This is a genomic window from Paraburkholderia sp. D1E (assembly GCF_052682275.1).
On record NZ_JBQYMB010000001.1, the window covers coordinates 2,913,721 to 2,940,390 of the forward strand.

Annotated in this window: 14 protein-coding genes and 1 pseudogene; 10 read left to right on the forward strand and 5 right to left on the reverse strand. The window is 59.0% G+C overall.

Features of this window, described 5'->3' with window-relative positions:
• Positions 1 to 153 precede the first annotated feature (153 nt).
• Together ACUN0E_RS13140 and ACUN0E_RS13145 are read left to right on the forward strand one after the other, a co-directional pair.
• The gene (locus ACUN0E_RS13140) at positions 154 to 3,489 is read left to right on the forward strand and encodes a glycosyltransferase family 9 protein (protein ID WP_445566839.1); all 3,336 of its coding nucleotides are present in this window, start codon (positions 154 to 156) and stop codon (positions 3,487 to 3,489) included.
• Between the two features lie 56 nt (positions 3,490 to 3,545).
• A complete protein-coding gene (locus tag ACUN0E_RS13145) occupies positions 3,546 to 4,976 on the forward strand; it encodes a polysaccharide pyruvyl transferase family protein (RefSeq protein WP_445566840.1) in 1,431 nt (476 codons plus the stop codon).
• Between the two features lie 61 nt (positions 4,977 to 5,037).
• Here ACUN0E_RS13145 and ACUN0E_RS13150 read toward each other — a convergent pair whose 3' ends face one another.
• The 5 genes from ACUN0E_RS13150 to ACUN0E_RS13170 form a co-directional block, all read right to left on the reverse strand.
• Positions 5,038 to 6,129: an AGE family epimerase/isomerase gene (locus ACUN0E_RS13150; RefSeq protein ID WP_445566841.1), complete on the reverse strand. Its 1,092-nt coding sequence runs from the start codon at positions 6,127 to 6,129 to the stop codon at positions 5,038 to 5,040.
• Positions 6,130 to 6,261: 132 nt separating this feature from the next.
• Complete coding sequence (locus ACUN0E_RS13155; RefSeq protein WP_445566842.1) at positions 6,262 to 7,581, reverse strand: glycosyltransferase family 4 protein; 1,320 nt, start codon at positions 7,579 to 7,581, stop codon at positions 6,262 to 6,264.
• 234 nt (positions 7,582 to 7,815) lie between these two features.
• On the reverse strand, positions 7,816 to 8,463 hold the full coding sequence (locus ACUN0E_RS13160) for an ABC transporter ATP-binding protein (protein WP_445566843.1): 648 nt from the start codon (positions 8,461 to 8,463) through the stop codon (positions 7,816 to 7,818).
• Entirely contained in the window at positions 8,460 to 9,260 is an 801-nt protein-coding gene (locus ACUN0E_RS13165) for an ABC transporter permease (RefSeq protein WP_445566844.1), read from the reverse strand. Before ACUN0E_RS13165 ends, ACUN0E_RS13160 begins: the two co-directional genes overlap by 4 nt.
• Before the next feature lie 7 nt (positions 9,261 to 9,267).
• Positions 9,268 to 10,434: a hypothetical protein gene (locus tag ACUN0E_RS13170; RefSeq protein ID WP_445566845.1), complete on the reverse strand. Its 1,167-nt coding sequence runs from the start codon at positions 10,432 to 10,434 to the stop codon at positions 9,268 to 9,270.
• 426 nt (positions 10,435 to 10,860) lie between these two features.
• Here ACUN0E_RS13170 and ACUN0E_RS13175 point away from each other — a divergent pair, with 426 nt between their 5' ends.
• The 8 genes and pseudogenes from ACUN0E_RS13175 to ACUN0E_RS13210 all read left to right on the forward strand — a co-directional run bounded on the left by ACUN0E_RS13175 (position 10,861) and on the right by ACUN0E_RS13210 (position 26,508).
• On the forward strand, positions 10,861 to 12,069 hold the full coding sequence (locus ACUN0E_RS13175; protein ID WP_445566846.1) for a capsule biosynthesis protein: 1,209 nt from the start codon (positions 10,861 to 10,863) through the stop codon (positions 12,067 to 12,069).
• Positions 12,062 to 12,847: an SDR family NAD(P)-dependent oxidoreductase gene (locus tag ACUN0E_RS13180; RefSeq protein ID WP_445566847.1), complete on the forward strand. Its 786-nt coding sequence runs from the start codon at positions 12,062 to 12,064 to the stop codon at positions 12,845 to 12,847. The genes ACUN0E_RS13175 and ACUN0E_RS13180 overlap by 8 nt, the downstream gene beginning before the upstream one ends.
• On the forward strand, positions 12,848 to 14,383 hold the full coding sequence (locus ACUN0E_RS13185) for an LTA synthase family protein (protein ID WP_445566848.1): 1,536 nt from the start codon (positions 12,848 to 12,850) through the stop codon (positions 14,381 to 14,383).
• A complete protein-coding gene (locus tag ACUN0E_RS13190) occupies positions 14,380 to 22,026 on the forward strand; it encodes an SDR family NAD(P)-dependent oxidoreductase (protein WP_445566849.1) in 7,647 nt (2,548 codons plus the stop codon). Before ACUN0E_RS13185 ends, ACUN0E_RS13190 begins: the two co-directional genes overlap by 4 nt.
• Positions 22,026 to 22,940, forward strand: a complete 915-nt coding sequence (locus tag ACUN0E_RS13195; protein ID WP_445566850.1) for a UDP-3-O-acyl N-acetylglycosamine deacetylase — start codon at positions 22,026 to 22,028, stop codon at positions 22,938 to 22,940. Before ACUN0E_RS13190 ends, ACUN0E_RS13195 begins: the two co-directional genes overlap by 1 nt.
• Positions 22,941 to 22,982: 42 nt before the next feature.
• A complete protein-coding gene (locus ACUN0E_RS13200; RefSeq protein ID WP_445566851.1) occupies positions 22,983 to 24,320 on the forward strand; it encodes an aminotransferase class I/II-fold pyridoxal phosphate-dependent enzyme in 1,338 nt (445 codons plus the stop codon).
• A 15-nt stretch (positions 24,321 to 24,335) separates the two neighbouring features.
• Entirely contained in the window at positions 24,336 to 25,019 is a 684-nt protein-coding gene (locus ACUN0E_RS13205) for an N-acetyltransferase (protein WP_408391894.1), read from the forward strand.
• A 59-nt stretch (positions 25,020 to 25,078) separates the two neighbouring features.
• Positions 25,079 to 26,508, forward strand: a pseudogene (locus tag ACUN0E_RS13210) (mannose-1-phosphate guanylyltransferase/mannose-6-phosphate isomerase).
• Positions 26,509 to 26,670 lie beyond the last annotated feature (162 nt).

The following is a 26,670-nucleotide window of genomic DNA, read 5'->3' on the forward strand; positions in this document are numbered from 1 at the left end:
TATTGTTAACGCGTCAGCTTACGATTGTCGGGACAATGCCGAAGTCCAGTGGACATGAGGGGGCACAAGTTCATGCGTACCTTCTGGGTGGGGTGTTTCTCAATCGCCCCGGCTTTCATGATTCGACGTGTTCATAAAGTTATAGGGTGAAAAATGCTTGAGTTCCTTCCGGCTAAATCGAAATTTGGTGGGAACAATCCCGGTCGGGTAGTGAAAATGGCTGATGAGGCACGAAGCCGGCAGGATTGGGTATCGGCTGCTTCGTATTATCAAAAGGCTTATCAGATTCGACCAGAGCGACTTGACCTTCTGGTGCAATTCGCCAACGTTAGCAAGGAGGCGGGCAATTACGGTGCCGCTTATGCTGCATATATGAAGGCGCTGGCAGCGACCCCGAATGATGCAGACATCTTGCTGCAAATCGGTCATCTCTTGAAAATAAGCGGTAATTTTCGAGCGGCTTGCGACTTTTATTCGCGCTCTGCCGATTCGGGCGATGCCCGCGCCTCCTTGGAACTAGAAAGCCTTCGCGTAGTATCCCTTGATCTTGCCCGGGATGTTGCTCAGGTACGCCTTTCTGCACTTCATCCGTCGGACGGTATCGACGGTGCACTTGTTCGCGCGCTGACAACCGAATTGCTAACATTTGACCAGCGGCGAAGCGCAAACTCTATTATTAGCATTCGCCGATTGCTAACCGGAAAAATCGAAAATTTACCGGAGGCGCGTGTTTTCACAACCCTCGCTGGTTTGTTTCTGGAGCTTCACGGCGACGATAGTCATCACTCGGCTCGCTGGCAGTCGGTCCTTGCGCCTGTGGATACGGCAATCGTATCGGACAACAAAGTTCTGCACGACTTTGTGGAAGCGTTGATTGCCGATCACCAGGTGCCCTCTGACGTTGCTCGTCGGTCAGATACATCGGCTTTGAAGATTGAAGAGATTACCTATGATGTGTGGGATGCTCGGTCTGCCGCAGAAAAAATCGACCAGATAGCTTCGAGCGTTGCTTCATTTCAATCTTTTCACAACCAGGCTTTTCTTGAAGCGTACGCACGACAACGTTTCGAGCATACGCCTTGGGCGGAGATCTGGAATCGCCACTGGCAAGATATCCTGGTTCTGGACGTCGAGGACGAGCGGTCTTTTGTTCAGGCGTGGTTGCTGCGCGCTGCAAATGCAATGGCCCGCGACCTATTTCTGAGTCTACGGCAATACTGGAGCACGCCTTGGCCTGCGGGTCTTGTGTACCGACTTGCAATGGCTCAAGTCGGCGTCTCGATTGACCTCCGTCCGTTCGGTATCGGAGAGCGAGCGCCGCACGCGCATGTCTTTGAGAAAATCAGGACGCTGCTCAGCTCTCATCCGGAATACGAACAGAAACACGAGGTCATCGACGCAGTCTCGAACGCGCTAGTAGCGATTATCTGTTCTCGTTATGTGCACGGCGATGCAACGGCAAGTTACGTTGCTGACCTGGTTCGACCGCAAAGAGGCATGGTCGCTTCGGTGGTGTTGCGAAACTGGCTGTCTGCAGCAAACAGAAGTTTTGCCGAGTGCAGGATTGCAGGCAATCTTTTGCGAGAGTCAGGAGACTGGACAGGTGCTCTCACTCTTTTTAGATCACTGAGTGAGCGTGCAGGCAACGTATACAGCGAAGTTTTTGTCGATCTTGCTATCACGGAAAAGACCTGCGGAAATTTTGCCGAGGCCGCTGAATGTTTCCGTCGCGCATCTGAAAATAACGTTCAGCGCGAGTTTTGTATTTCGGAATACCTCCGACTTCTACCAGAGGTATTTGACGGCACGGAATTAAAAGAGAAAATTCTTGGGACCGCTTCGCCGTCTGAATTGCGATCGATTGTCGGGGATCATTTTATAAACGAACTACTCTACGCTTTGGACGACGCGCGAGCGGAGTATTCAGGCGGACAAGTTATACCCGAAATAGTGGAGTCGCTGCTTCCTTCGCGAAGCGACGACACTTCGGGTTTGCAACAGGCGGGTGTCCGTATACGTCGCATTGGTAGTGGCGAAGTCGAGAATGCTGGACGCCAACTGCCGCTATGTTTGGGTGTTTCTGCTGTTCGAGTCGATGTCACCTCTGCGAAGGAAGTCGTAGCCTGCAGGTTGAGAATTTCCGGCCGGACGCTTTGCCGAGAGCTTGCTCCAAAACCCCTCGTCAAGCGTGATGCGTCGGGTCACGTTTACTACGAGTACCGCTTTAATATTTGGTTTAACGTAGACCGTCTTGAAACCAAAGGGGTGAAGACACTCGAACTCTATTTTGAGGAAGCTTCCAGCGGTTACTTTACGCATCGAACGCAGGTGGTGCTGGGCACGACGTTGTCGACACCTGAGTCCTCAGTGCTTATGAAGGATGCAGCAGCGCTGGTGGCTGAACGGCCGACCCAAGTTCATTCGGCTCAGCGTTCGGCATTTCAAGGACCATTCAATCGGGTTGTTTTTGTTCGACCGGATCAACTTGGCGATGCGGTATGTTCAATCGGCGGCGTTGCGCGGATACGGGAGCTTTTTCCCGACGCTGAAATTGTCGGTATCGTCAGTCGTTCGAACTCGGGCCTATTTCGATCGTTGGGCATCGTTGACAGGCTTGTGGAAATCGATTTCTCGTACAACGAGATCAGTCGGCGTCGAACATTGTCAATTGCGAATCAGGAGCGACTGATCCAAGAGTTTCAGGATACTGCTGTTGACCTTGCAATTGATTTAAGCCCGGGCGCGGATTCTCGACCGATACTGAAGCTTACCGGTGCCAGGTATAAGGTCGGCTTTTCTCCGGATAGATTCCCTTGGCTCAATCTCGGCGTTGAAATACGTGCGTCGACTGGGGCCAACAGGTCGCAAGCTTTGTCGCAAGGGGCCATGATTCGGTCGTTGTTGGAGGCGGTTTCTGTTGCCACTTCTGACGAGGTGCCGAAGATGAGTGGCCGTTCAACCGCTGCTGAGACATTACGCGACTTAGGCCTCGAATCTGGCAAGTACGTGGTTCTACACAGCGGTGCTCGAACGGAATCCCGAAAGTGGCCCATTCAGAACTACATCGAACTGGCTGAGCAGATCACGTCTGAGCGACACGTTCCGGTAGTCTTTTTCGCGGATACACACGAAAAAGAATGGGTGGACGCGCAGTCGTTGAGGATCGGTGACAAGTTCAAGCCGCTTTTTCATCTGGCTAATTTTGAGGCCTTCGATCATGTCCTGAGCGGTGCCGCTGTGTTTGTTGGCAATGATTCGGGCCCGAAGCACCTGGCGGCCTATCGCGGAGTTCCGACCATATCCTTGCATATGGGGGCGGTACCTTGGGAAGAGTGGGGACAAGAGGGCGCGGGCGTAATTATGTCGCGATGGGTCCCCTGTATAGGATGTGGCATCGAACTCAATCGTGAGTGCGGTCGCGGAGTTCCGTGCCTAACTGGCATCAAGGCGGTTGAGGTCGCTGAGCAAGTATTCCGCGTGCTGGATTGACAAGGTAGTTTACCGCCACAATTGCTCGAAACGGACTGAATTTACAGGACTATTGTATGTGGACAGACGATCCATCATGGGTGAAAGCAGCTGGTTGGGTAAAGACGCTGCAGGATTCGTATAGCTACGTGCTCGCGCCGGATAGCCTACAGGGTGTGGCCACACGCTGTTTGCCTCTCGAGTATTCGCACATTGCGGATATGAGAAGTTGTGCGATCGTTATGCCGAAAGACTCCGTAGGCAGGCTGGCGTTGTCCTGGATAGAACAATTAAAGACCTTCGAAGTAATCTGGGTCGATGAAGTGTTTGTGGTGCTCGGTGGTTCAAAAAGGTCGGGCTTGCCCACAGCCACAGAAGCTGAACTTGTGCACATAGGGTTCCTATGGGACAGGGTCGCGGCAGTACTGGGTGGCCGACCGATTCGACCCAACAACATCGACAAAGACCTCTCCAGTGCAGAGGACGACAGACCTTACATCTTGATGATCAATGCTTGCCAGACGGAAAATCCTGGCGAGAACCTGATGGCGGCCGCGGTTATCCGGACTCTGAGTGATTTGTGTCCAAATCTTCGCTGGGTCATTGCTGATCCAGCCGTCGATCGCACGCTTGTTGCTGGCGCTGAAATAGTCGTTCTGGGGCCGGGCGGTTACCTGTACGACCTGGAGGATCATGCGGAATTAAGAATCGATTTTCAAAACACGGCAAATTATTTCCGATTTGGTTTTGAAGCGAGAGAATATAAGAAGCCTTTCTTTGTTGTCGGTATTGGGCACCAGCAGGATATTGTATCGGTGACTACCACGCGCTTCATCTCCAAGGCGCTGGAAGATGCTCGATTTCTGACGACGCGCGACATGGAGACGGCGAGCCTTGTTTTCAGCAAGATCGGGTTTGGCGCGCCCTTGGTTGCGACGGAGGATCTCAGCGTCGCTTTCGCTGAGGAAGTCCGGTTGCGTGCAGGGCTGGCAAGTGACTCAACGCGCGTACTTGCTGTAGCAGGTGGATTCAGTGTTGAAGAGTTGTTTGAGACAATCCCAGCCGCTGATGGCACAATAAGATTCATATTGCAATCGATAGAGGACGTGCAGTGGTTCGCGCAGAACGAGGCGCCCATACGCAGCAACTTCAAGTCGGTCGAGGTCGTAGATGTTCATGGGTTCGGTTACGACATATTGATCGATGCGGTTGTGTCTGCCGATGCACTCATTACCTCGCGTTTTCATAGCATGATGATCGGTTTGATGGCAGGAATTGAGACGCTTGCCTGCGGAAAATCCGGCGATAAGCGTGAGCGAGTCTGTAGAAGATTTCGGCAGGAGTCGTGGGTCAATTTTGTGGATCTTAGTAACGGGCGAAGTGAACAGTTCTGTCAGCTCGGAACGAGAGTTGCGCGAGAGGGCCGGCGTGTGCCGTCCCGGGGTTTGTTTTCGCCAAGTGACTTGGCTAGCCTGCGGAACCTGTTTTCAGTCACCTTTCCAAAATGAACCAAGTGTGAATCTGAAGTAGCAGCCTCTCGTGACCAGAGAGAGGCTGCCGCACACACGGCTAAAGCGCTGCGTACGCCGTTGCCAGATGATAGGGTGTTGTCGACGGCATATCCTCGCGAATAATTTTCGCAGTAGGCGTCATTGATTCGAACCAGCCGGTAGAGTGCAGAAATCGCGTTTCGAATTTCTTCATCTGTTCCAGTAGGATGACCGCTGATACGTCGTCGTCGCGTATCGCGAGCGCGCGTAGATATTCCGATTGCGCCCAGATACGCTGTGTCGCATCGATAGTTGCGCCTGTTTCGTCTAGCGCAGCTGAGACCCCGCCACTCGCCTGATCCACGCCATGACTTTGGGCGAACATGAACGCTCGCGTCAAATTTTCGATTAGCCCTGTATTTTCGAAAATTCGTCCTGCGCGATTAGCCAGCCAGAACCATTCGAATTGGTGACCAGGTTCGATACGGTTATTCGACATGCCGATCGGCAGCTCAGCGATGCACCCCGTATTTTTTTGGACAAAGCTGTCGGAGATCGTATTGCCGAGTCGCAATAGCGCGTCAGAGAATGCTGTGTCTTCGGTCGTCTCGTATGCGGCTAGCCAGGCTTCCGTCAGATGCATCAGTGGATTCTGAATTGGCGTGCCAACAACCTCGCCGAAATGTTCATCAAGTGCCGCATTGAACATTCCGGATTGCGCGCCGAACTTATCCTCTATTATGGAGCTGGTTCTATGGAGAACGCGAATAGCATCGGAGTTCGCAAATCGCGCGGCATACTCTGCGCACGCAAATATAATAAATGCATGCGTGTACAAGTCGCTTGTCGTGTCCAACGGGCGCCCAGCGGCGTCGATGCTATAGAACCAGCCATCGTTATTGGGGTTGCGGAAATGATGAATGAGCGATTCGAACAACATATGGGCATGCTGTGTAGCACCAGCTTGCGAGAAAACGAACAATTGCCTGGCGCAGGCCATTGCCCGGTAACGAGATACCGGCGCCACAGTGTGAGTCGATGCCGAGACTGCCTCATATGGCAGTCTCATGTCTTTATTGAATCCAGGTCCTTGCCAGATCGGTAGAACTACGCGCGAAAAATGTTGGCGAAGTGCGTCCTTGAGCGTCGCAACGGAATCTAACTTACTCATACTTTTCGTTAATAAAATGTTTTGCAGTTTGCAGGCAAGTTCGACCTACATAGGTTAGTCGTGGCACGGGAGCTCAATTCTTAATGGAGATATCCCATTACGCGGTGTACAGAACGTGTGCCTACTGACCTCTTATCGGTTTCCGTGTAACAAGCTCTCGTACAGGTTGCTAAGCTTCTTTTGGTGCGCACTGTCGCTGAAAAGCGATGCGCGCAAAGTACCTTCATTCGATAAGCGTTGGCGAAGCATGTCGTCGACATCGAGAGCGCGAATTGCTTCGGCGATTTCATGAGTATCATATGGATTCACGAGGATCGCTGCCTTCCCGGCGACCTCCGGAATCGAACTTAGATTGGAACTAAGAACCGGAGTGCCGAGCAGCATGGACTCAAGCACTGGCAATCCGAATCCCTCGTATAGCGATGGGAAAAGCGTTGCCTTGGCCCCTTTGATGAGGCTAATCAGCAAAGAGAAGGGTACATAGTCGATTCGCAGAATTTTAGTACGTGACGACGTTTCGTAACTTTTATCAACCTGAAGATTCTGATTGTCGCTAAAGAAGCGCAGTTCCTGATCTGCTTTCCAGGCTTTGGCCCCGACGATCACCAGCGGAGTGTCAATGCCGCTTCCACAATACGCCTCTATCAGACGTCCAACGTTCTTTTTGGGTTCAATGGCGCCGTAGTAGAGAAAGTAATTTTTAAACGATAGCCCGAATGCACCCTCCAGTTCACGCTTGATAACGTCCGCAGGTTTATTAGCGAATTTTTCGTGAACGTGCACTGACTGGTAGGTGTTTGTCACTTTCTCTGGGGCGACACCTAGCATGTTGATGATGTCGGTTCGAGATGTTTCTGAAACCGTTACGATGTGGTCAGCTTCTCGGGCAAGCGTCTTGCAAAGGTTCAGGTATCTTTTTTTATTATCGAGTGTCGTGTAGGGGAGGCGTAGCGGCACAAGATCGTGTAGCGTATAGATATTTTTTGCCCCTTTGATCTTGATGGGCAACGGATAGGTCCAGTGCATTATGTCTGGAGTTTCTGGCATTCTTACTGGAAATATTTTTTTCCAGTAAGAGTACGAATCGTGAGCGCGACGAAATAAATCGCGTACGTTCCAGATGTTGTCGAAATACGGAAGGCGCGAAGTAAATCCTTCTGAGACCACGGCGCCTGTTATGGGCACGGCGTGGGCATCGTAGCCGCGAGGAGACAGCGCAACATCCCGCGCTTCTCGGAGGAACTTGGAAATCGGCCCCGACTTCGACGTCAGGGGGTCGAAGAAATTGATCTCTCGCATGAGCGGAGATGTTTTTCCGGAAGAGGAGTTGCCGTACAGTACGTTGACCTGGTACCCGAGGGAACGCGCGCAGTAACTCAGATTCCGCGCGTACGTTGCTACACCGGTACCCTTCTCGAGCCGCAGGTTATAACCGTCAAGCATCACTTTCATACCTTCTCCAGGATATCCTTCTCTTATTGGACGAAGGAAGCTAGGCGTTTACCGGCCTACCAATACACGCATGTTGTAGTTTGAGAAGCTAGGGCAGACAGAAGATGCGGGTCTTCTCGTTAGTGCTCCATCGCCCGTGTACTAAATAAAAACGACTAGATCGCCGCGAATAAGCGCCGCGTTCAATCTTTGTTAGTTTTCAACCCACGAGATGGGCGCTGAATAAGCCACATGTCACAGCCGCTCATAATGCTCGTACGCGGCGTCGATATCTGGAAATTCAAGCAGATTTCCGCCATCCAGTACGCAAGCGCGAGTGCAGTGCTCTTTAATCATTCCCGGATCATGCGAAACGATGATCATCGAGCGATCCGAGCGCTTGCCGAACAGTTCGTCATGGCATTTTTGTTGAAAGTTGGAATCGCCTACGGCAATCACCTCGTCAATCAAAAAACAATCGAATTCGATCGCCATCGACATTGCGAACGCTAATCGTGCACGCATCCCGTTCGAATACTTCTTAACGGGCTCTCGTAAATACTGGCCGAGGTCCGTGAATTTTTCCACGAACGGCAGTGCGACGTCGTAGGGGGCATTGTAAATCCGGCACACGAAGCGCAGGTTGTCGAGTCCAGTCAGGCTGCCTTGGAATCCTCCGGTGAACGCAAGAGGCCAGGACACCGCCATTTCCCGCTCGATTACTCCTGCCGATGGAAGTTCCGATCCGCCGATTAGTCTCACGAGGGTAGATTTTCCGCTGCCGTTCTTGCCGAGAATTCCTACTCGCTCACCCTTTTTGATGTTGAGGCTGATGTTGTTCAGAATGACCCGTTTACCGCTGCGTACTCTATATCGCTTAGTGACGTTCCGAAGTCGAATCATTGCGACTCCACGTGTTTGGAGGCGTTGCGGACCACGGCTAGACCTAGCCAGGTCAAAACGAGGCAGATAACCGAAACATAAGGCACGTTGTAGTAGGGCGTGATGCTGTTGCCGAAGTATCCGTATCGGAACATTTCGACACAATGTGGTACGGGGAAAATCATCACGATGTCACGTAATTTTGGCGGCAACCAACTAGCCATGACAAATGCGCCAGAAATAGGCAGCTGAAAGTAGGAAATCGGATGCCACAGGCGTTCGACCATTTCACTGTATTCACTAAGACCTCCGATCAGCAATGCCATTGCGCAAGAATACCAAGCTAGCAATGCCCATCCGGCCGCCATTGTGAGCATGTCCTGCGGCGCTGGAATCAGCCCCGCAATCACACAAAGGGTCAACAAAACGACCATTGACAAAGTAATGCCGGCTATTTCTAGAACGATGCGTGCCAGAAAAAGATCAATTATCCTGACGTTACGATGGAACAGAAGTGCCGCGTTCGGCTCTACCGCGTGCGAGCATCTGCCAATAGTATTTCGCCAGACAAGCACGGTGGAGTAGCTTGTGATAGCGAACGCCATGATGCTGAGATGATGGCTTGAAGAGATGTCGTGCAAGGTGCTCCAAAGCGCCATGACTCCGATCGTGAACAGCATCGGCTCGACAAACAGCCATGCAAACCCAATGTTGTGGCGCCCATACCGCGTAATGATTTCGCGCATCACCAACGCGTAGATCACGCGGGCCTGGATCGCGAGTGAGCGCTGGAGTGTCGTTGAGGATTCGTTTGCCATCAATCGTCTAGTCGCGATGTTCGCGGATGCTCGCAATAAGCAGGCTTAGAGCGCCCCATGCAATGAAGCCCAACACGATAGTCGTCAGTATTCCCCGGATCCGCTTCGGTTCGATTGCGACGTCGGGCTGATTGGGCTGGACAAGGCGTTCGAGATACAGTTGTTTGCGCTGGGCTTCCGCCTTTGCGTTGTCGAGTGCGGTCAAGGCGGACGCGAGTTGCTTATCAGAAAATTGGGCGTCCAACTGGAGGCGTGCATATCCGGCGGCTTTGTCGGAGAGCGAATTTTTCCCGCCACTTACGCCGCCAGTCGCGCTATCTATCTGCTTTTGAATTGTCGCAATGCTTGTTTTGAGAATTGCTATCTGCGGATTTTGCGGCGCGATGGACTCGAGTTGAACGAGTTGTGTCTGTGCCGCAAATAATTGAGTCTGGAGGCTCGTCACCTGCTGCAATTGCAGCGCGGATTGCCTGTCGGGGTCAAAGATAGTGTACGAATTTCGGAAGGTTGCCAGAGCGGCCGCAGCATCCTTTGCCTTCGACGCCGCTGTGTCGACTTGACCTTGGGCGAATTGAACAGCGTCAGAAGCGGCTCGTTGGTTCATGCGATTGATGAGACGCTCGCTCATTTCGAGCAGCGATTCATTAATCTGTTTCGCGTCTTCGGCGGTGAAGGCGCGAACCTGTACCGTAGCAATGGCGGACGTTGGGTCAAAGTCCACTAGCACTACGTGCTTGCCGTAGTATTTCCACAGCCCCTCGAAACTGTCATCGAGTGTGCGGGGGAATCGGCTAAGGAAGTCGCCGTGGTCACCGTAAGCTTTGCGAATGTAGTCGGCGTGATTCAATTCACGTAAAGCGTCGCGCGACTGAATAAAGTCAATGACAGGATACGTATCGTCTTCTGCGCGGGCGAATCCCGTGCCTTGAAGCAGGGCGCCCATTACGCTCGTCTGGGCCTGGCGCGACGGGCTTCGGACCACGAAGCGCGACTCAGATACAAACACGTCCGAAGCTACCAATCCGAAGTACAGGATGGAGATGGCTGTGGGGAGGACGACCGTTAGCATGAAGAGCCGGTTAGTCCTCTTTACGCGCTCAATCAGATCTGGTTTTTTCCTGATCGGGAGGTTTGTCGTGTGGTTGCTAGATGCAGTTTCCAACGTGTCGTCCAAGCTAATGTGGTCTTTAAGACCCTCCGCTTTGGCCAAAACAAAGCTGTGGCAAGGGCCGTACTGCAGAATTCGGCCCTCGAGTGCCTGCGCAAACGTTTCCGGGTATTCCGTTCGACGATCTTTGCCATACTTGCTTTAATCCCGCTCCGCAAAAAGGGGCGGTATGCCTAAGTATTAGTTGTCAGTCGTGCCAAAGCGCTGGGGGCGGCCGATTATAGCCATACGGAATCGTCTGCGCCACGCAGACCAAACACCTCTTCAGAAATTTCGTCGTTTTTTGGTAAGTTTCTTTGTCTTACTCCTGTAATGTTGTATTCTTCGAGCCTACGAAAAACCGACTAACCCAGAATCGCTACCCGGCTACGGATAGTATGCACGGCTTCGTGTGCGCTGCCCGCCTGGCTTGTGTTGCATCGACGTTCCAACATGCATCGCTCCTTTCTCGCTCTGCAAGGCACGGCTTCCTCGTTTTTTAGCCGACTCGCCATAGCATTATGCGAACGTGGCCACTCAGTGCGCCGAGTTAATTTCTGCGGCGGTGATGTGATTTATGCCGGTAATGGCAGGGCATGGGATTTTCGCGGCCCATCAATTTCATTAACTGAGTGGTATGTCAACAGATTAAAAAGCGGAAATTTTACCGACGTAATAATGTTCGGTGACTGTCGCGAGATTCACCGCCACATGCATCCAGTCGCGCAAAGTAATGGCTTGCGCGTACATGTATTCGAAGAAGGTTATGTCCGCCCACACTGGTTGACCCTGGAGTGTCACGGCGTAAACGGCCGTTCTAAACTGCCCCGCGATCCCGCGTGGTACCTCGACCAACGCCGCCATACCCCCGCAAGCCCATTAGCCCACCCCACCGGCTACAACCTATACGAACGCGCTTTCCACGACATCCGCTACCGCAGTGCCAATACATTGTTCGCCAAGCGCTTCCCGCACTACCAGAGCCATCGTCCGAGAAACGGTTTCTTCGAATACTCGGGCCTTGCCGCCCGCGCATTGCGTCAACGTCAGCATCATCGCGATTCCGATAAAGTCACTCGCGATCTGCTCGAAGCCGGTCACGCGTACTACATCTTCCCGTTGCAATTGAATTCGGACGCGCAGATCGTCGTCCATTCGCCGTTCGATGGTGTGCGTGAAGCAATAACAAAAGTACTCAGGTCATTCGCGCAGCACGCGCCGGCCGATAGCTGGCTTGTGATCAAGAACCACCCCCTCGACACGGGCTTGATCGACTACCGCCGTCATTCCGAACAGCTTGCACGCGAGCTCGGCATCGCGGATCGCCTGCGTTTCATCGACGCCGGCCATCTGCCGACGCTTCTTGATCACGCGCGCGGCGCGGTTGTAGTCAACAGCACGGTCGGTTTGTCCGCACTGCATCACCGCCGTCCGCTAATCGCGCTCGGCACGGCGATCTACAGCATGCCGGGTCTGACCTGGCAAGGCACGCTGGACGATTTCTGGCAGCACGGTGAGCAGCCGGACATGCATCTGTATCAAGCCTTTCTGGACTACGTCGTCCACCACACCCAAATAAACGGCGATTTCTACACCCGCACCGGCATTGCCATGGCAACCGCTGGCGCAGTGCAGCGTCTCGAGGCCGCCGCGCATGCCTAACGCCGTCCCGCGCCACATTGTGATCACCGGCGCGAGCGCGGGGCTCGGCCGCGCGCTCGCGCTGGCGTACGCGGCGCCTGGCGTGGTGCTCGGTCTCATCGGCCGAGACGAAGGACGTCTGGAAGCTTCAGCCCAAGCCTGCCGCGCAAAAGGCGCATCAGTCAAAACCGGCCTGATCGACGTGCGCAACGCTCAGGCGATGCAAACCTGGCTGCACCAATTCGACGACACCCATCCCATCGACCTACTCATCGCCAACGCCGGCGCGGCCAGCACGCTCGCGTCCGCGCAAGACTGGGAAGAACTCGAACGCACGGCCGCCATCGTCGACACCAACTTCTACGGCGCGATGCACGCGGTCCTTCCGGTCATCGCCCGCATGCGCCCGCGCCGCAATGGTCAGATCGCACTGATCAGTTCGCTTGCCGCGCTACGCGGCATGGCAATCTCGCCGGCCTACTGCGCCAGCAAGGCAGCGATCAAAGCCTACGGCGATTCAGTCCGCCCGATCCTGTCGCGCGATGGCATCCGCGTGTCGATCGTCCTACCCGGATTCGTGAAGACGGCCATGAGCGACGTCTTCCCCGGCGACAAGCCGTTCCTCTGGTCGGCCGACAAAGCCGCACAGCACATCCAGCGCAAACTGAAAGTAGGGCGCGCGGAAATCGCTTTCCCAAGCTTGCTCGCGTTCGGCATGCGCCTTCTGCCGCTGCTGCCCGCCGTAATGGCCGATGCGATTCTAGGCGGACTGTCCTATCTGCCACGCGAGGAACGCTGAGTGGAAACGACGCTCGCGCTCAGCTTCGCAATCGCTGCCGGCCTCGCGCTTCTGCCCGAAGCGATCGCGGTGCCGCGCGCGTCGTTGCGCCGCTCGCCGATCGCCTTTGCATTGCATGTGGCCGCAATCGCTTTCATCTGTCTGTGCGTGTTGCTGGTCACGGGGCGCGTCAGGTTTTCCGCATTTGTCGCAATTGCGCTGGTCGCCTTGCTTGCCGGTGTGAGCAATGCAAAATATGCGTCGCTGCGCGAGCCGTTTGTCTTCACCGATCTCAGCCTCTTTAGTCAGCTATTCGCGCATCCGCGTCTGTACTTGCCGTTTCTCAGCGCAGGGACGGTGGCAGCGATCGTGGTTGGCATCGCCGTGGTGATCGGCGGTTTCGTCGCGGACACGCCAATGGCCAGCAGGCCATTCGGCGCTGTCATCATCGCTGCCGCCACCTGCCTCGCCGCTGCCTACCTGCTCGCCGCACGCTTACCCCTCACACTGAATCCGTCCGATGACCAGAAGCGTCACGGTTTCTTCGCCGTCTTCATCGCCTATCTGCTGAACGGTATGAAACCGGCTACGCCGCGTCAATTGCGCGACGCGCTGGCCGCGGGGCCCTTCGCCACAGGTGCGTCGCGATCGACGCCCGACGTGATCCTGATCCAGAGCGAATCGTTCTTCGACGCGCGTCGCCTTACTGAATTGATCGCCCCGGCCATCCTGCATCACTTCGACACCGCACGCCGCGAGTCCTTCCAGTACGGCGAACTGACGGTGCCCGCATGGGGTGCCAATACAATGCGCACGGAGTTCGCGGTGCTGACCGGCATCGATCAAACGCAGCTCGGCTATGCGCGCTTCTATCCGTACGCATTCGTGCGGCGCGCCTGCACGTCGCTCGCTTCGTGGTTCAAACGGGGCGGCTATCAAACCCAGGCAATTCACCCGTACTACGCGGATTTCTTCGGTCGCGAACGCGCTTTCAAACATCTTCAGATCGACCGCTTTCTCGACATCAAATCGTTCGCCGATGCTCAGCGCGCCGGTCCGTACGTCGCCGATATGGCGGTGGCGGAGTCGATTATCCAGGCATTAGACGAACCGCGCGACAAGCCCGCCTTCATCTTCGCCATGACGATGGAAAACCACGGCCCCCTGCATCTGGAATCCGTTCAGGCAGGCGAGGGCGCGGCATTTCACACGCTCGGCGACGACGTCCGCTGGCACGATTTAACCGCTTATCTGCGTCATCTCGCCAACGCAAACGCCATGATTGGGCGTCTGTTCAACGAATTGCGTTCGCGGCGCCGTGATACGGTGGTGTGCTTCTATGGCGATCACGTGCCGGCGCTGCCACACATATTCAGCGAGCTCGGTTGCGAACCGGCTCGAAGCGACTATTTTATCTGGCGCAATTACGGCGAAGCGCCCGCCAGGAATGAAGCATTGCGCGCCGAAGACCTCGGCCTGGCCCTGATTCGAGCACTTGATCCGGGTTTGCCGAGCGGGGTATTGGCGCGCACGTTGCACCCGAGTACAGAACAATGACCAAACAGATTGCAATTGTGGGGATGGCCTGCCGCTTTCCGGGCCATGTTGAGAGCCCCGATGATTTTTGGGCGCTGCTGCGCGACGAAAAAGACGCGGTCACGCAAATTCCGGCGGACCGTTTCGGCACGGAGTTCTATCAGCACCCATCCAGGCGCGAAGCAGGCAAAAGCTATACGTTTTCAGCGGGTGTGCTCGACGATGTCGCTGGTTTCGACGCCGCCTTTTTCGGCATTTCGCCGCGCGAAGCACAGCAGATGGATCCGCAGCAACGCCTGTTGCTCGAACTCGCATGGGAAACCTTCGAAGATGCGGGCGTGCGCCCGCGTGACATGGAAGGCAGCAATTGCGCGGTCTATATCGGCGTCGCGAGCCAGGACTATGGCAATCGTTTCGTCGACGACTTGAATGCCGTAGATCCGTATTCGGCTACCGGCAATACGCTCAGCATCGCGTCCAACCGTCTGTCCTATCTGTTCGATTTGCGCGGGCCGAGCGTATCGGTCGATACGGCGTGTTCGTCGTCGCTGGTCGCCTTGCATCAGGCGTGTCAGACGCTGCAATCGGGCGACGCCGAGGTGGCGCTCGCGGGCGGCGTCAATCTGCTGCTGCATCCGTTCGGCTTCGTGACGTTCTCTAAAGCGTCGATGCTGTCGCCCCGCGGGCGCTGCCGCGCGTTCGACGCGACCGGCGACGGTTACGTGCGCTCGGAAGGCGGCGCGCTGGTGATGCTCAAGACGCTCGAGCGCGCCCTGGCGGACGGCGACACGATTCACGCGGTGATCGCCGGTTCGGGCGTCAACTCGGACGGCTACTCGCAAGGCGGGATCAGCGTGCCGGGCGCGGCGACGCAGGCGGCATTGCTGCGCACGGTCTACGAACGCGCGGGTGTCGATCCGCGCTCGCTCGCCTATGTCGAGGCACACGGTACGGGCACGGCGGTCGGCGATCCGATCGAAGCGCGCGCATTGATGGAAGTCGCATCGGCGGGGCGTGCGGTCGATCAACCGCTGTTGATCGGCTCCGTGAAGACCAACGTCGGCCACCTCGAAACGGCTTCGGGTATGGCGGGGCTGATGAAGGCGATTCTGTGCCTGAAGCACCGTGCTGTGCCGAAGACGTTGCACTTCGAAACGCCGAATCCGGCGATCGATTTCGTGGGTGGCCGCTTGCGTGTTGTAGACCGGCTGACGCCGCTCGACAGTGGCACGGAGCCGTTGGTGATCGGCGTCAATTCGTTCGGTTTTGGCGGCACCAATGCGCACGTCGTGTTGCGGGAAGCACCGGCAGCAGGCGCCATCGCGCGAACCGAAAACGACTCACAGGCACTGCCGCCGCTGATTCTCTCGACTCGCACCGCAGCCGCGCTGCCCGCGCTGGCCGCACGCTATCTGTCGATGCTCGATAACGGCACGCCGTGGAGCACCCTGGCATCGAACGCGGCGCACCGCCGCCAATGGCTCAAGCACCGCGCGATCATCGCGCCGGCGACGCCAGCCGAGGCGCGCGCCGCGCTTGCCGTGCTAGCCGACCCGACGTCGGATCACACAGAACCGGCATTCGTGCAGGGTGAAACCCCGGGCGACGATACCCGTCTCGCCCTGGTGTTCTCCGGCAACGGCTCGCAGTGGGCCGGCATGGGCAAGCAATTGCTCGAACAGGAGCCGGTGTTCCGTGCCGCGCTCGATGAACTCGACGCGTTGTGGCGCGCCGACGGCAGTGCCTCGCTGGTCGAGGTGCTGCGCGAAGGCGTTACCACCACCACGCTGCAAGCCACCGAGCACGCGCAGCCGCTGCTGTTTGCGATCCAGGTGGGCGTAGTGCGTGTCATTGAAGCACGTGGTGTCGGCTATGACGTGTGCCTCGGCCACAGCGTCGGCGAAGTCGCCGCGGCGTGGGCGTCGGGTGCGCTGACGCTGGCGCAGGCCGTCCATGTGATCAAGATTCGCAGCCGCGCGCAGGCAAGCACGCGCGGCACGGGCCGCATGGCCGCCGCCGGGCTCGGCGAAGCCGCCATGCGCGCGCTGATGGCGCAACTCGGCGTGGACACCGCGGTGGAAGTCGCCGGTGTCAACAGCCCGCAGGCGGTCACGCTGGCCGGCCCGCTCGGCGCGTTGCAGGTGCTCGAAGCCGCCGTGAAGGAAAGCGGCCGTTTCTTCCAGATGCTGGAACTGGACTACGCGTTCCATAGCTGTCAGATGGACCCGATCGAGCCGGGCGTGCTGCAGGGCCTCGCCGATCTCGCGCCGAATGCCGCAACACGTAGCTTCGTTTCGACCGTCACAGGCGCCGAACTCGCGGGCACCGAACTCGATGCGCACTACTGGTGGCGCAATATTCGCGAACCAGTGCGTTTCGGCGATGCCGTTGCGCAGATCGCCCAGACGGGCGTGCGCCTGTTCCTCGAAGTCGGCCCGCATTCGATTCTGCGCAGCTATGTGACGCAGACGCTCGACGAGGCCCGCGTCAGCGGCCGCTCGCTGCCCACGCTCAAGCGCAATCACGACAGCGCGCAGATGCTGCACCACGCGATCTACGCGACACTCGCGAATGGCGCGCGCGTCGACGCCGAACGTTTCGCGCCGTTGAGCGCGCGCGTGGCGCTGCCGTCCTATCCGTGGCAGCACGAACGTTATTGGGTCGGCCCGACCGCCGAGGCTTATAACCTGGTCAATCGTCGCCGCGAACATCCGCTGCTCGGCTACCGTCTTAGCGAGCACGCGCTCGCCTGGGAAAATCAGCTCGATCCGGCCGGCCTGCCTATGCTGGCCGATCATGTGGTCGATGGCGGCGTAGCGTTCCCGGGCGCGGGCTACGTCGAAATGGCGCTGGCGGCCGCGCGCGTGCATTTCGGCACGCAAAGCTGCGCGGTCGAGAACCTCGAAATCCGTCTGCCGGTCGTATTCCAGCCGCAGCATTCGAAACTGTTCCGCTTCACGGTCGATGTGCGCACCGCGAGCTTCACGATCGAAACACGCGACCGCATGTCCGACGAAGCGTGGTCGCTCAACGTCACCGGCCGTTTGCTGGCGAGCGGTTGCGCACTGGGCACGGAAGGCGGCGCGGGCACACTGCCGGCCACCACGCTCACCGACCTGTTCGCGCAGCCGGCCATGTCCGGCGCAACGCTGTATGCAAACACCACAGCGATCGGCCTGAGCTATGGCCCCGCATTCCAATGGGTGCGCGCAGTGCACGTCGACACGGACGCCGACATTGCGCTTGCGGAACTGGAAGTCCCCGCCATACTCGCGCAAACCGAAGCCGCACTGAGCGCCTATGCGCTTCATCCGGCATTGATGGACAGCGGTTTCCATCCGCTGTTCGCGTTGCTTGCGTCAGCGGATCAGGCTGAAATCGAACACGCTGCGTATGTGCCGGTGCAAATTGGACGCATCGACTATCTGCGCGGCGACGCGATTCGCTACGTGGTCGCCCGGATCGAACGGCGCAGTCCGCATTCGGTGGTGGCATCGTTCGAATTTGCCGACGCGCATGGCGCGATCGTGGCGCGGCTCGGCGCGTGCCGTTTCCGCCGGGTCGATCTGATGGGACGTCGCCAGCATGCGCCTGCACGTTATGCGTATGTCGCCGAAGCGAGGCCACTTGCCGCCGACCTCGACGCACACATGTTGCCCGAGCCGGCTGCATTGCTCGAAGACGGCGTGGGGGCATTGGTAACGCAGGAAGATCAGCCGCGCCGGCAGGCCCATCTGACCGAAATGCTGCCGCTGCTCGACGTGCTCGCCAGCGCGTACGCATTGAACGCGCTCGACGCGATGAACGTTTTTGCGCAAGCAGCGCTGCCGGACTGTGCACACCCCGCATTGCTGGCGCGTCTCGTGCAGATCGTCGTTGAAGATGGTCTGGCGCAGCGCGACGGTACGCGTCTCGTGCGAGACGCCGCGGCCTGCGCAACTCTCCCGGGCATCGACGAACTGTGGCGCGACCTGCTTGCGCAGTCGCCCGCGCACGTGGCGGAACTGACCCTGCTCGCGCATTGTGGCGCGGCGCTGCCCGCCGTGTTGCGCGGCGAAGTGAGCGGCGCGCAGATCCTGCCGCCTTCGCGCAGCAGCCTGGTCGAGCACTTCTTTGAAGCTTCGCCAACGTGGGCGCATGTCAATGCGTTGACCGGTGCTTGCCTGCATCGCGCGATCGAAGGGTGGAGCGAACCGCGCCGCTTGCGCGTGCTCGAACTCGATTCGCCCTTGAGCGACGTGCTTCAACCGCTCGCGATTCACGTGCCGGTGTCACGCTGCGACTACACGATTGCAGGTACGCATGAGCAGTTGAGTGGCTTCGACGCGAGCGAGCATCCGTCTATCCGCATCGCGAACATCGAGTTCGGCGACGCGCCGCGTCTGTCTGGAATCGAAGCCGGCGAGCGTTACGACATCGTTGTGGCGAGCCACGTGCTTGCCGCACAGAACGAGCCGCGCGCGCTGCTCGCCGCGCTGCGCGGCTGGCTTGCGCCGGGCGCGTTGGTGGTGATCGCGGAGCCGCGCAATAGCCGCTTCGCCGATATCGTGTTCGATCTCGACGCAGACGCCGCGCACGCCAACGCGCGCCGCGCGGCATGGCTCTCGCCGGTGGCGTTGACGAAACACCTCGAAGAAGCCGGCTTTGAACAGGTCGCACGGCATACGGAGCAGGGTCTGGATCTCGAAGGCGCACCGACGCTGATCGTTGCACGCGAGCCGCGTACGGGCGCTTCTGCTGGCAACGAGAGCGAAGCGCAGGCGCCGTCAGCGCATTGGTCCTTGCTGTACGCAGCGGAAACCGCAGCCGACGAGACCCTGACCGCTGCCTTGCGGGCCGCTGGCCACACGACGTCGAGCAGTACGCTCGCGGCGCTGCGTCACGACATGAGCAAGCTTGAGGCGCCGGCAGGGCGTCCGCATCACGTTGTATTCGTCGCGCCGGATCACACACTGTCCGCCGATGCGGATGGCGCGGAAGTGATGCACGTTCAGCAGCAAACCACGCTCGCGCTGGCGCAACTGGTGCGTGATCTCACCGCGGTTGCCGGCGTGATGCAGCCGCAATTGTGGATCGTGACACGCGGCGGTGCGCCGGTCGCCACACCGTTTGCCGATGCCGCGACGCTGCGTCCTGAGCAAGCCGCGATGTGGGGGCTCGGCCGTGTGCTGGCCAACGAGCATCCGGAACTGTCGTGCCGTTTGATCGACCTGTCTCCGGCGTGCCGCGAGGCAGGTGCCGAGTTGGCGCACGAACTGCTTTCGTCCGACGGCGAAGAAGAAGTGCTGCTCACGTCACATGGCCGCTACGTGCCGCGCATGTTGCCGGCGGCGAGCGCTGCACTGCGCAGCGAATCTGCCGCGGTACGTCCACAGAACGAAGCAGCGGTGCTCGGTTTTGCATCGCCCGGTTCGTTGCGCAATCTCGAATGGTTCGCGCTCACGCAACACGAACTCGCCGCCGATGAAGTCGAAATCGAGCCGGTTGCGACCGGACTCAATTTCCGCGACGTGATGTACGCGATGGGTTTGCTGTCCGATGAGGCCGTCGAAAACGGCTTTGCCGGCGCGACGATTGGCATGGAACTGTCGGGGCGCGTCGCGCGCGTCGGCCGGAACGTGCGGCGTTTCGTGCCGGGCGATGCGGTGCTCGGTTTCGCGCCGGCCTCGTTCGCGAGCCACGTGCGTACGAAGGCCGAGGCCATCGCTCATAAGCCCGAACGTTTGACGTTCGAAGAAGCGGCCACGGTGCCGACCACCTTCTTCACGGCGTACTACGCGCTGTGCGAGTTGGCGCGACTGCGCCGCGGCGAGCGCGTGCTGGTGCATGGCGCGGCGGGCGGCGTGGGGATTGCCGCGATCCAGCTCGCGCGCCATCTGGGCGCGGAAGTTTTCGCGACCGCCGGTAGCCGCGAGAAGCGCGAATTCGTGCGCCTGCTCGGCGCCGACCACGTGTTCGATTCGCGCAGCCTTGCATTTGCCGATGAAATCCGCGAACGCACGCAAGGTGCGGGCGTCGATATCGTGCTCAATTCGCTGGCTGGTGAGGCGATGGTGCGCAGCATCGACACGCTGCGTCCGTTTGGCCGTTTTCTCGAACTCGGCAAGCGTGACTTCTACGAGAACAGTCGTATTGGTCTGCGGCCGTTCCGCAACAACATCAGCTATTTCGGCATCGATGCTGACCAGTTGATGAGCGCACTGCCGGATCTGACCGCGCGTCTGTTCGAAGAGGTCATGCAACTGTTTGCGGACGGCGTGCTGCATCCGTTGCCGTATCGCGCATTCCCGGCCGAACGGGTCGAGGAAGCATTCCGTCATATGCAGCAGGCGCGTCAGATCGGCAAGATCCTCGTGACGTATCCGGCCGGCACACCGAATCCGTCGCGCGTGACGGACGGCGCTGACACGCTGCGACTCGATCCGAAAGCGGCATATCTGATTGTCGGCGGTACGGGTGGGCTTGGGTTCGCCACCGCGCGCTGGATGATGTCGTGCGGCGCGCGACATCTGACGCTTGCGAGCCGTTCAGGCACGCTCGCACCGGAACTCGCCGCAGAGGCCGCGCTTTGGCGTGAAGAAAATGGCACACAGGTGTACACAGCGGCCTGCGATGTCACCGACGCAGCCGCGCTCGACATAGTGTTCGCCGATATCGCCGCGCGCGGCACACCGCTCAAGGGCGTGCTCCATTCGGCGATGGTGATCGACGACGGCCTCGTGCGTAACCTGGACGACGCACGTTTCGCCGCGGTGCTCGCACCGAAGCTGGCCGGCGCATGGAACCTGCACCGCGCCACGCGTGGCATGACACTCGACTTCTTCGTGGTCTATTCATCGGCAACGACTTTCCTCGGCAATCCGGGGCAGTCGAGCTATGTGGCGGCCAATACCTTCCTCGAGGCGCTGGTTGCCCAACGCCGCGCGGCCGGTTTGCCGGGCACCTACATGGCATGGGGCCCGCTGGACGACGTCGGTTTCCTCGCACGCAATGCGGAGACTCGTGAAGCGCTGCAGGCACGCATCGGCGGCCTCTCGATCACGTCGGCCGAAGCGCTTGCTGCATTGGAACGTGCGATTGTCGACATGAACGTGGGCGAAGCGGTGGTACGGCTCGACTGGCAGGCGCTTTCGCTCGGCATGCCGGCCGCGCGCGCTCGCCGCTACACGGACATGCATGCGCGCGGCAGTCACGAACCGGCGCGTCAGGGCGGCGCGCAGATGCGTGACCAGATTCTCGGACTGGCATTCGCGGATGCGTTGCAACTGGTCGCAGAAACCTTGCAGGCACAGATCGCGCGCATCCTGCATATGTCGCCGGAAAAAATCGAAACCGGCCGTTCGATTCTCAACATGGGCATGGATTCGCTGATGGGCATGGAGCTCGGCATGGCTGTTGAAGAGAGCTTCCAGGTCAAGCTGTCGATCATGACGATGGCCGAAGGCGCAACGGTGCATTCGCTGGCGCAACGGATTGTCGAGTCGATTCAGACGCAGAACGAGGCCGCCGAGCCGAATGGCGTCGCGGCTCAGGTGGCCACATTCGCCGCGCAACATGCGCTCGATGTCGGCACGCATGCGCTGGCCGATGTCGCCGGTGCGTTGTCGGGGCGGGCGGACACCACAACACCGGTCTCGACACAAGCCGCGACGGAGCTCGTCTGATGAACGCGCCCGCAGGTTGGAGCTGCCGCGAAGGAACGCTCGCGCGACCGCTGGCGTTAAGCGGTCACGGTCTGCATACCGGGCGGCGCGTGAACGTGCGAATCCTCCCGGCCGAAACCGATAGCCCGCGCGGCATCGTATTCCGGCGCATGCAGGGCGCCGGCGTGCTGGCCGAGCTCGCGGTGAGTCCGGCGTTGCGCCGCGGCCAGCCGCTTTGCACGATGCTCGAAAATGCAGATGGCGTCCGCGTGCGCACCGTCGAGCATCTGCTGGCCTCGCTGCTGACCTGCGAAATCGATCGCGCGACCGTCGAACTGGATGCCGAAGAAGTCCCGATTCTGGACGGCAGCGCTCAGCCTTGGATCGACGCGATCCGTGCCTGCGGACGAATCGAATTGCCGCATGCCAAGCGCTTCATTCGTGTGCTGCGGGCTGTGAAGATTGCCGACGGCGAAGGCACGCGCGACGCACGCAGCATCTCGATCGAGCCGTCGTCCGCTTATGAAATGGCTGTGCGTAACGACCTCAAAGGGTTCGGCGCATTGCACTGGGATGGCGCGGTAACGCCCGCGAGTTTTGCCGAAGAGATCGCTCCGTCGCGTTCATATGGACGGGTCAAATGGGCGATCCCCGCAATTCTCGCTGGCTACGTGCGCGGCATGCCGATTCTGCGTGGCGCGCGTCTATCGTGCACCGCTGCGATTGTCGGTAACCGCGTGCTGGGCGGTATGCGCGTGCCCGATGAGTTTGTGCGGCACCGCGTGCTGGATCTGGTCGGCGACATGGCGATGGCCGGCGCGCCGCTGCTCGGTCGCGTCACCGCATTGCGGCCGAGTCATGAAATGAACTACCGGCTGGTTGCCGAACTGCTCGCCACGCGCGACGCGTGGGAATGGGCCGAATTTCCGGCTTGATATCGACATCAGGCCGGCACCTCACAGGGTTATCTGAATAGCATGGGATTGGGTGATCACATCCGCCAGCAACTCGCCGCGAAGGCGTTGATGCGGCAACTGGAACGCGTCTCCGAAGAGGCGCAGACGCCGGGCGCGCCGTTGCCTGCCGGCGGCACGCGCGCGGCTCAGGACGCTTCGCGCGCTGCGCTGTGCCGCTTTGAGACCATGCCGGGTTATCAGCAGGTCGAAATAATGCGGCAGATGGGCGAGAAGCTGCAGGTGCAGTCGCCGTTTTTTCGCGTGCACGAAGGTATTGCGGGCGCGACCACGCAGATCGGCGGCGCGGAGTATCTGAACTACGCGAACTATAACTATCTCGGTCTCGCCGGCGATCCGCTCGTTTCCGCGCGCGCGAAAGCGGCGATCGACCGCTACGGCACGTCGGCATCGGCGAGCCGGATGGTGGCGGGCGAACGGCCCGTGCAGCGCGAACTCGAAGCGGCGCTCGCCGCGTTGTACGAGGTGGACGATTGCGTCGTGTTCGTGAGCGGCCATGCGACCAACGTGACGGTGATCGGTTCGCTGTTCGGTCCCGGCGATTTGATCGTGCACGATTCGCTTGCGCACAACAGCATCGTGCAAGGCGCACAATTGAGCGGCGCGAAACGGCTGAGCTTTCCGCACAACGACTGGCAGGCGCTCGACGCATTGCTCGCACGCGTACGGCACGATTACCGGCGTGTGCTGATTGTGATCGAAGGCCTGTACAGCATGGACGGAGACATTCCCGATCTGGCGCAGTTCGTCGACATCAAGCGCCGGCATGCCGCGTTTCTGATGGTTGACGAAGCACACTCGCTCGGCGTGCTGGGCGAACGGGGCAAGGGCGTTCGTGAGCATTGCGGCGTGGCGAGCGGCGATGTCGATATCTGGATGGGTACACTCAGCAAAACATTGGCGGGGTGCGGCGGGTTTATCGCCGGCTCCCAGGCGCTGATCGATATCTTGCGGCATCTCGCGCCCGGCTTTCTGTATAGCGTGGGCCTCGCGCCGGCACTGGCGGCAGCGTCGCTTGCCGCGCTGGAAAGACTGATTGCCGAACCGGAGCGGGTGGCGCTGCTGCGCGCGCGTGGCAAACAGTTTCTCGACGAGGCGCGGGCCGCCGGTCTCGACACCGGTAAAAGCGCGGGCTATGCGGTCGTGCCGATTATTACCGGTAGCACCCTGAAGGCGGCGCAGTGGGCCAACGCGATGTTTGCGGAAGGCATCAACGTGCAGCCGATTTTCTATCCCGCTGTTGAAGAAAAGGCGGCGCGTTTGCGGTTTTTCATCTGTTCGACGCATGAGCCGGAACAGATCAGTCGAACCATTGCGGCGCTCAAGCGCCTGCCTCGTTAGAGAGGAACACCCGCCATGTACGCCGTTCAATCAGAGCGCGTTCGCGCGCAGCAGCAGGGTCGGGAATCGGGCGCGTTGCAAGCCCGTCCCGCGCGAGCGGAAGACGCCGAGGCGTGCGCGCCGTTGATTTTCGCCTCGGGCGTACGGGAGTTCGGGTTCTTTCTCGGTGAATCTGACAAACGGTGTGCCGAGTTTCTGGAATTCGCCTTCACGTCGAAACACGGCCGTTTCTCCTATCGGCGGCACCACGTCGCCGTGACGGGCGACGGCAAGGTGGCGGCGGTGCTTGCCATGCATGACGGCCGGAACACCTGGTTTGACGATCCGCATGTCGCGCTGATGCTGCTCATGTTTTTTGGCGTGCGCCGTACGGTTGCCATGCTGTTGCGCGGCTTGGTGCTGGAGAGTGAATTGCCCGCGCCCAAGTCGTCGCAGACACTGATTGCACATTGCGCAACTGGTGAACAGATGCGGAGTACCGGTGTGTTCAGCACGCTATTTACCAGCGTGTTGCGCGCGGGCCTGATGCACGACGAACCGGATCGGCAGATCGTCCTGGACGTACTGGTCAGCAATCGGCGCGCGTACGATTTGTATCAACGCCTCGGCTTTGTCGAACTGCCGCGCCGCGCGCCAATTTCGCGCCGTTTGCCGCATGAACTAGAATCGGTGCGAATGCAGCTTATGCGCCGGGCTTGAATGGGGGCAGAGGGAATCGGCTCGCGCAAATTCAAACAATACCTAGAGAGGAAAAGACCATGCATATTCATCCAGTGATTCTTTGCGGTGGGAGCGGCACCCGGCTGTGGCCGATGTCGCGTGGCGGATATCCGAAGCAATATCTCAAGCTGACGGGCGAAAACACCCTGGTTCAGCAAACCGCGCTGCGCTTGAGCGGTATCGCCGACGTCGCATCGCCGATCGTCGTGACGAATAATGAACAGCGCTTTCTGGTTGCCGAACAGTTGCGCCAGGTCGATGTCGTATCGTCGGCGATGTGCTCGAGCCCGCCAGCCGCAACACGGCGCCGGCTATCGCGGTCGCGGCGTTGCTGGCACTGCGCGAAAGCCCGGACGCATTGCTGCTCGTTCTGCCGTCCGATCACGTGATCACCGGCGAAGCGGTTTTCGTCAAAGCGGCTGAAGCCGCCGCCCAGATTGCCAAAGACGGCTACCTGGTCACGTTCGGCATCACGCCGACCGAACCGCATACCGGTTACGGCTACATTCGCTCGGGTGCGAGTCTCGTCGAAGGCGAGCCGACCTTTGCGGTCGACTCGTTCGTCGAGAAGCCGGATGCAGCGACAGCGCAGCGCTTTCTCGAGGATGGCAACTACTACTGGAATAGCGGCATGTTCATGCTGAAAGCGTCCACCTACATGGAGGAGCTGCGCCGCTACGAACCTGAAATCGCGAAGCAGGCTGAACTTTCACTGGAAGGTGCGCAGCGCGACAACGATTTCGTCCGTCTCGAAGCACAAACTTTCGCGGCCTGTCCCAACATCTCGGTCGACCATGCCGTGATGGAGAAAACGAAGCGCGCCGCCGTGGTCGCGGTCGCGGATCTCGGCTGGAACGACATCGGCTCGTGGACCGCGCTTGCTGACATTGCGGAGCGCGACGCGCAGGGCAATGCGCTGCTCGGCGACGTGCTGACCGACGCCGTGACCAATTCGTACATCCGCGCCGAGCACCGGCTGGTTGCCGCGATCGGGCTGGATAACGTCGTTATCGTCGAGACCGCCGATGCTGTGCTCGTGGCGCATCGCGACCAGGCGCAGGATGTCAAAAAGATCGTTGCGCAGTTGAATGCCATGGGACGTCACGAGTCGGTCACGCATCGTCGCGTGGTGCGGCCGTGGGGATCGTATGAGGGTATCGACAGCGGCGACCGGTTCCAGGTCAAGCGCATCGTTGTCAGCCCCGGCGCGCAACTGAGCTTGCAGATGCACCATCATCGTGCGGAGCATTGGATCGTCGTCAAGGGCACCGCGCTCGTTACCAACGGCGATAAAGAGATCATCCTGACCGAAAATCAATCGACGTACATTCCGCTCGGCGTGACGCATCGCTTGCTGAATCCGGGCAAGATTCCGCTCGAGTTGATCGAAGTGCAGTCCGGCGCCTATCTCGGCGAGGACGACATCGTGCGGTTCGAAGATACGTATGGGCGGGTAGCGAAGGCTTAAACGCAGTCGCGACTGATCGTAGTGCACACGGCGACAGGATAGTTGCCGTGTGCCGATCGGTCCTGGTTGAGACGTTCGGCAGAGGCACAAACCACGAATTACATGCGACCCGAGGCGTGGCACGCGCCAGACCATGTTCGAGATTGACCCGCGTCGAAACAC

What these genes read in the sequence shown, in the direction of transcription:
- ACUN0E_RS13195 (WP_445566850.1), top strand. Translation starts at nt 22,026, where the DNA reads ATGAACGCGCCCGCAGGTTGGAGCTGCCGCGAAGGAACGCTCGCGCGA.
- ACUN0E_RS13160 (WP_445566843.1), bottom strand. Translation starts at nt 8,463, where the DNA reads ATGATTCGACTTCGGAACGTCACTAAGCGATATAGAGTACGCAGCGGT.
- ACUN0E_RS13140 (WP_445566839.1), top strand. Translation starts at nt 154, where the DNA reads ATGCTTGAGTTCCTTCCGGCTAAATCGAAATTTGGTGGGAACAATCCC.
- ACUN0E_RS13200 (WP_445566851.1), top strand. Translation starts at nt 22,983, where the DNA reads ATGGGATTGGGTGATCACATCCGCCAGCAACTCGCCGCGAAGGCGTTG.
- ACUN0E_RS13180 (WP_445566847.1), top strand. Translation starts at nt 12,062, where the DNA reads ATGCCTAACGCCGTCCCGCGCCACATTGTGATCACCGGCGCGAGCGCG.
- ACUN0E_RS13175 (WP_445566846.1), top strand. Translation starts at nt 10,861, where the DNA reads ATGCATCGCTCCTTTCTCGCTCTGCAAGGCACGGCTTCCTCGTTTTTT.
- ACUN0E_RS13155 (WP_445566842.1), bottom strand. Translation starts at nt 7,581, where the DNA reads ATGAAAGTGATGCTTGACGGTTATAACCTGCGGCTCGAGAAGGGTACC.
- ACUN0E_RS13145 (WP_445566840.1), top strand. Translation starts at nt 3,546, where the DNA reads ATGTGGACAGACGATCCATCATGGGTGAAAGCAGCTGGTTGGGTAAAG.
- ACUN0E_RS13190 (WP_445566849.1), top strand. Translation starts at nt 14,380, where the DNA reads ATGACCAAACAGATTGCAATTGTGGGGATGGCCTGCCGCTTTCCGGGC.
- ACUN0E_RS13165 (WP_445566844.1), bottom strand. Translation starts at nt 9,260, where the DNA reads ATGGCAAACGAATCCTCAACGACACTCCAGCGCTCACTCGCGATCCAG.
- ACUN0E_RS13205 (WP_408391894.1), top strand. Translation starts at nt 24,336, where the DNA reads ATGTACGCCGTTCAATCAGAGCGCGTTCGCGCGCAGCAGCAGGGTCGG.
- ACUN0E_RS13150 (WP_445566841.1), bottom strand. Translation starts at nt 6,129, where the DNA reads ATGAGTAAGTTAGATTCCGTTGCGACGCTCAAGGACGCACTTCGCCAA.